Genomic DNA, 6,294 nt, shown 5'->3' with positions numbered 1-6,294 from the left:
ATTCATTTTTATAATTACTATCGTTATCAGAAACGATTAAGCGGTTTAAGTCCGTTAGAATTCAGGACTCAAGCCGCTTAATACATTTTTTATTATTTCAACTGTCTACTTGACGGGGTGCAGTTCATAAGGACATCTGGTCATTTTTTTATTGTTTCTGTAAAAGTTTTTCGACCTGGATTGATTTTGGCTACATCCACATCAATTTTACTAATCGAATCCTCTGATAATGGGATTTTTCCATCTTTCTCAAGCTTTTTCCAAGCCTTGACGTTATCGCGGTAGAGATATTCTGACAATCGATAGATATCCACATCTAATTTTAGGCCTTCTTTAAAGGTTTCCTGGATTTCCTTTTTCACTTCTTTTACAATAAGCTCTTTCAGCTCCTGCTCGGTTACTTTTCCTTTAAAACCATTGATGGTCGCATTGATTCTCAATTTGACTTCAAATGTAACAGCCTCTTGTTTGACAAATGGTTCCACATCGACATGTATTTTCTCAATACTGACCGTTAGTTCTTCCTGGTCACTTGTGTTTAATTGAAAGGTAATCTCCCCACGATTTGTATAGTTATGCATCCATTGACTGCCGCGAGCCGCAGTGTCTTGCACGAACCCCTTAAAGCCATCTTTCGATAGGACACCAACCCCTGAAAAATAGGTTTCCTCAACTTGCTCCTCATCTGTTTCCCAATCGTCTTTAATGGACACATAAGGAATTGTTACTTCATGACTTGGTTCATTTAAGCCAATGACAACATCTCTTAAGTCTTTTGGTTCAATAAATGTTTCTTGTTCTGTTGGGTTGATTGGGTTACTTAATTTTGATGAGGATAACGAATTTCTTAAGATAGGTGTGACAAGCAGTATGTCTTCTACTGGGTTTTTTGTACAATACACCCAAATTTGATACCTAGTATCGCGAAAGCGTATGAATGTATCGATGACAGGAATAATCCGTTCATTTTCCATAGCCTGCTCTGAAAAGACCATATATCGCATATGCCCCCAAAAAATTTCTTGATCCGAGGAGCGATATAATTTGTAAATGGCCTCTTCTACTGTTTTACCAGTGGCACGTCCTACTTCAGCAGGCGCCACCGTTGCGCTAGGTTGTATAGATTTCGCGACATCAGCGAAATTAATCACTTGTAAATAGACAATATACTCGTCGTTTTCATAGTCTACACCTACTGCATTTATATAGTACATTCTTTGCGGCTCTGTAATATCCCAGCATCCAGCGAGTAAGGTCGTCAATCCGATGATCATTATAAATTTGAAATAAGTTTTCATGGTTTCTCCACTCGAATTGCTCTTCGGTTGTATTTTATAGTGTTAGCTTAGACAAAAGATGGCTTTTTTATAAAGTGCTAGCTGAGGAAATGGGACTTGGAAAATTATATCCAATAAGACGATTTTTAGGTATGATGAGGTAAGGAGGGAAGAACGTGACTAGTATTTCATATTGTCTAATTAATACATTTACGAATGAACTATATAAAGGGAATCCTGCAGCAATATGTCTATTAGATGAAGAAGTTTCTGAGGAGGCCATGCAAAAAATTGCACAGGAGATACCTGTCCCGACAACAGCCTTTATTGAAAAAAAACAGGTTGATTTTTCGCTGAAATGGTTTTCACCAAATAGGGAAATACCCATTTGTGGTCATGGCACCCTTGCTAGTGCCTTTGTGCTTTGGCAGCAAGGAATTGTGCCAAAGGAGCACACAATTACATTTCATACAGCAAGTGGTCCTTTACATGCCAAGTGGCAACATGATCGAGTGGAAATCGCCATCAAAACGTATCCAATTGCTGAAATGGAATGTCCTTCAGCATTGGAGGAATGGTTAGGATGTAAGCCCATCTTTGTAGGGAGGACCGAATTGGATTATATCGTGGAAGTAGGCAATGAAAGCCTAATTGCACAGTTTAAACCTGACTTTTCTGCGATGAAGCAGTTTCCTGTTCGAGGTATATGCCTAACTAGTCAATCGAAGGAAGTAGGTATTGATATCGTATCTCGCTTTTTTTCTCCAGCACAAGGCATTGATGAGGATCATGTAAATGGATCAAGTCATGGCGCACTAGCACCTTATTGGTGTGAGAAATTATCTAAACAACAGCTTGTCAGCAAGCAGCTTTCTAAACGTGGAGGTGTAATCTATGTGACCCCTCATCACAACAAGGTATTAATTGCAGGCGCAGCAGTTACAGTATTGCATGGGGAATTAAACATCTAGATACGGTTTAGAAGGAGATTTGTATTCAAAGTAAATAGTTCGTTTCCTATATTTTTTCCTTATTTTGGTTATTACTATGATTGCGAAAAGCGAGAGAAAAATTTGAAATTTGTTGTAACCTTTTTCAATGGTAAACGACTACTCTATTAGTAGAATACAAATTAAACTAAAGCAAGTAGTAACATTCACTTTTCACAAAATGACCAGGGCTCAATTTTGAGTGCCTGGTTATTTTGTTGCCATAATAAAAAGAGGGCACGCACATATGGCATGCCCTCTTCCATTTTATTCGCTCAACATAGCTTTTAATGTTCGTTTTTGCCAGCCTAGCTTGAAGTATGCATATTGCATAATGAAGTGGACGCAGAAGGTGATTGGATAGGCTAACCAAACGCCATTTAGTTCTAGTGACGTATGGTGAGATAATAGGAACGCCAATGGTACCTGTACAACCCAAATCGTAATGACTAAGAAGATAGTTGGCCATAATACGACACCAGTGGCACGCATTGTAGCAGAAACAGTTTGTGTGTGTCCAAAAATTAAATAGCTCCAAAAGGCGATATATAAATAATTCTTGGCAATAAGTACAGTCTCATGTGAATCGATAAAGAAAGCCAAAATAGGCTCTGCAAACAGATACATAATGAGTATGATCGCGCCACCTAGAAGATAATTAATGCGCACACCCATTTGTCGGATTTTTTTAATCATCTCTGTAGAATTAGCCCCTAACGCCTGTGCTACAAAGACAGATGTTGCAATGGCAATACTCATTGCTGGGACTTGTGCATAGCTAGCTACCTGATTGACAACGCCATAAGCGGCAGTAGCATCCGAACCATAGCCATTCACAAAGCCAATAACGGCAATTTCGGCTACTGAAATGGCAACCATGCTAATACTGGATGGAATGGCTAGCTTTAATAAGGACGTTAAAATATCTTTCTTTAATTTAAAATGCTGTAAGATTGTTTTATCAAAACGTAGTAAATGCTTTGTCTTATGCAAATAGGCTAACAACAGCATCATTGTCACCAGGTTTGATAACACAGAAGCATAGGCAGCCCCATTTAAGCCGAACGCAGGCAACCCCAACCATCCGAATACTAAAGGGGGGAGGAAGGCGATATTTAACACAACACTAATTACTAAAAATAGAAAAGGTGTTTTGGAATCGCCGACTCCTCGCATAAAGGTTGTATACACCAAATACCAAAACATAATCGGTAACGTGAAGAAAAGTATTTGGGCATAACTAATACTCATGTCTAAAATATTCGCAGGTGTCTGCATAAAACGTAAAATCCATTCGATGAAAAAGCCACCAAAAATCGCGACAGCGATGGATAAAATAGTTGTAAAGGCGAGTGTTACACCAACAACCTCTTTCATTTTGGCATGATTACCAGCCCCAAATGTTTGCCCGACTAAAATAGAGCTTCCTGAACCAATGCCAATTGCAAAGGCCATTAAAAAGAAGAAAAATGGAAAAAATGCCGAAATGGCTGCTAGGGCATCGACCCCTAAATTGCGTCCGACGATAAACATAGCAAAAACTTGGCCAACAGATTGCAGCACATTCGCTAGCATCACGGGAATTAAGAAATTAAAAAAAGCTTTGCGTAGCTGTTGATCATCCTGTAACATTTGTTCGTTCATCATTAAGTTCCTCTTGAGTTTTAATAACCCATTTCTTTTAAGATTCTTGATAGTGTGCGTAGGCGTTCACCAATGAGCTCACCATCATTATTAAGTGCTTGCTGAAAAAGCTGAATATCCTCTTTAATCTGTTCATTTTCTGTGCAAACTTCCACTGTCATGGCATCTCCCTGTAGGCCTACACGATTAATTACAGGGTTTTCTTCATCATATAAATGCTCATGACGATAAGCCTCCTTAAAATAAAGTTCCGTTTCACACACTAAAATAGCGAGATCAAGTACGCGGTGTAGGGGAAGTTCTTCTGATTGGCGAGACCACTTGCCACCTGTATGCCGCCAAACCTTCGCAGAAATATCAACCTTTCCTCGATCATTCCATTGTGCCAGACCAAGGGAAAGCCCTTGTGCATCTGTTTGATAAGCTGTGCGCCCATCAATATTGGCATAATTTTCTGCCACGATGACAGGTTTATGTTTTAAATGTGTTGGAATTTTCATGTATCCGTACTCCTTATCATTTCGAATTTAGTAATTTAGTAAATTACTGCTTTAGTAAATTTAGCATTAAACGCTTCCATAAGTCAATCGAAAAGGGCAAAGTTTGAACCCTTTCTTTTAAGACCAGCTAAAGATGGGCTTAGAGTAAGGGATTCATTACAATAAACGTTCAAAATCTGCCGTGGTTTTTACAAAATAGTAAGTTATAATTTATAGAAGTATGATTGATTGGAGAGAAATAGGATGGAAACAGCTAAATATCACCGAATGGTTTATACACGTATATGTGAAAATTTACAAAAATGGGCTAATAGTGACTTTGTTAGAGAAGACGAGCTCTATTCATTTTTACATACGTTAAAAGGCACCGCTGGATCAATCGGTTTACATGAATTAATGTCGATTGCTCATGAAAAGCTAGAGCTTTTGAATGAAGACAGCAACAAGCAATGGACCCAATCAGAATGGAAAAAGTTTCTTGCTCCATTTATTGAAAGCGTCCATTTTTATAAAGAAAATGATTCAATGACACAACATATGGAACATCCTACAACCATCATTAAAAATCCAGCAAAACAAAATTTTATTCTGATAATAGATGATGATGTTGTATTTATTTCCTATTTAAAAAATGTTTTAGAGAAAAAGGGCTACTCTGTCATTGCAGCTCATAATGGTAAACGAGGATTAGCGTTAATTTATGAATTGCAACCATCCATCGTATTTCTAGATATCATGCTTCCAGATTCTAATGGCTTTTCTATTTTAGACAATATTAAAAAGACGAAAAAAGAGCTCATGTTTGTGACAGTGATTAGTAGTAATGATTGTAAAGAAAATCGTATTCGCACATTGGAGATGGGTGCTATGGATTTTATGGCAAAGCCCATTGATGAAGAGGTATTAATCGCTTATGTTTCCAATCGCTTAGCCTATAAAAGAGAATTAGAACAGGCTATCGTCATTGACGAATTAACCCAAATTTATAATCGTAAATTTATGGAATCGCAAATGAAGCTTTTCATTAAACACCATCAGCAAAACAAAGAACATTTTTCAATTGCGATGATCGATTTAGATTATTTTAAAAAAGTAAATGATACATATGGTCACCTAGTGGGGGATGAGGTGCTCAAGGGTTTTGCTTCATTGGTGAAGGAGCTAAAAGGGGCTGACGAAATTGCTTGTCGCTATGGTGGAGAAGAATTTGTGATTTTAATGCCTCGTACAACTAAAAAAGAGGCATTTATTTTTATTGAAAAACTTCGTACCTCCATGGAGGTAAAAACATTCATAGCAAATGAAAATAAATTCCATGTTACATTTTCGAGTGGAATTACGGAAGCCACTTCTACCAATTTACATCCTAAAAAGATGCTAGAAGAGGCAGATCAAGCACTTTATACGGCCAAGCAACTAGGGAGAAATCAAACGATCATCTTTGATAACGTAGCTGCTGTGGAGAAAAGAAAGGTGAAAATCAAGGTCGTTGTCATTGATGATGTGTATATTATTCGTGATCTGATTACCAATCATTTTAAGCATTTGGAGGAAAAGGACGATTATAGGATTGAAACACTGGCATTTCCTGATGGCATTAGTTTTCTAGAATCCAATTGGTATGACCCTACATGCAAATACATTATCTTATTAGATTGGATATTGCCGAAAATGGACGGCATCGAGGTGCTGAGTAAGATAAGAGAGCAGCATGCTTCAAGTAATGTAATCGTCTCCATGCTAACTTCACGTGTGGGGGAAGAATACGTCATGAAGGCTTTCATTAATGGGGCGGATGATTATATTGTGAAGCCGTTTAATGTGGCTGAAGTATCAGAACGTATTGTTCGTTTAATTCATCAAATGTTTCTTTAATGGGAAAGG

Annotated in this window: 5 protein-coding genes; 2 read left to right on the top strand and 3 right to left on the bottom strand. The window is 37.8% G+C overall.

Annotated elements, in window-relative coordinates; translation table 11 throughout:
• Nucleotides 1–140: 140 nt before the first annotated feature.
• Nucleotides 141–1,298: a Ger(x)C family spore germination protein gene (locus NY607_RS19120; RefSeq protein ID WP_131520283.1), complete on the bottom strand. Its 1,158-nt coding sequence runs from the start codon at nt 1,296–1,298 to the stop codon at nt 141–143.
• Between the two features lie 155 nt (nt 1,299–1,453).
• Here NY607_RS19120 and NY607_RS19115 point away from each other — a divergent pair, with 155 nt between their 5' ends.
• Nucleotides 1,454–2,248, top strand: a complete 795-nt coding sequence (locus NY607_RS19115; protein WP_259420172.1) for a PhzF family phenazine biosynthesis protein — start codon at nt 1,454–1,456, stop codon at nt 2,246–2,248.
• Between the two features lie 285 nt (nt 2,249–2,533).
• Here NY607_RS19115 and NY607_RS19110 read toward each other — a convergent pair whose 3' ends face one another.
• Nucleotides 2,534–3,913, bottom strand: a complete 1,380-nt coding sequence (locus NY607_RS19110) for an MATE family efflux transporter (RefSeq protein WP_259420171.1) — start codon at nt 3,911–3,913, stop codon at nt 2,534–2,536.
• Nucleotides 3,914–3,930: 17 nt separating this feature from the next.
• Nucleotides 3,931–4,410: a DUF6530 family protein gene (locus NY607_RS19105; RefSeq protein ID WP_016994140.1), complete on the bottom strand. Its 480-nt coding sequence runs from the start codon at nt 4,408–4,410 to the stop codon at nt 3,931–3,933.
• Between the two features lie 243 nt (nt 4,411–4,653).
• On the opposite strand from NY607_RS19105, the gene NY607_RS19100 reads away from it, so the two are divergent.
• Entirely contained in the window at nt 4,654–6,285 is a 1,632-nt protein-coding gene (locus NY607_RS19100) for a diguanylate cyclase (RefSeq protein WP_259420170.1), read from the top strand.
• Nucleotides 6,286–6,294: the final 9 nt, after the last annotated feature.

The sequence above is a fragment of the Lysinibacillus sp. A4 genome, assembly GCF_024919535.1.
GTDB classification, from domain to species: domain Bacteria; phylum Bacillota; class Bacilli; order Bacillales_A; family Planococcaceae; genus Lysinibacillus; species Lysinibacillus capsici.
This window is presented reverse-complemented; position numbering and strand designations above follow the sequence as displayed.

Coding starts and splice junctions, on each gene's coding strand:
- NY607_RS19120 (WP_131520283.1), bottom strand. CDS start 1,298: ATGAAAACTTATTTCAAATTTATAATGATCATCGGATTGACGACCTTA.
- NY607_RS19110 (WP_259420171.1), bottom strand. CDS start 3,913: ATGATGAACGAACAAATGTTACAGGATGATCAACAGCTACGCAAAGCT.
- NY607_RS19105 (WP_016994140.1), bottom strand. CDS start 4,410: ATGAAAATTCCAACACATTTAAAACATAAACCTGTCATCGTGGCAGAA.
- NY607_RS19100 (WP_259420170.1), top strand. CDS start 4,654: ATGGAAACAGCTAAATATCACCGAATGGTTTATACACGTATATGTGAA.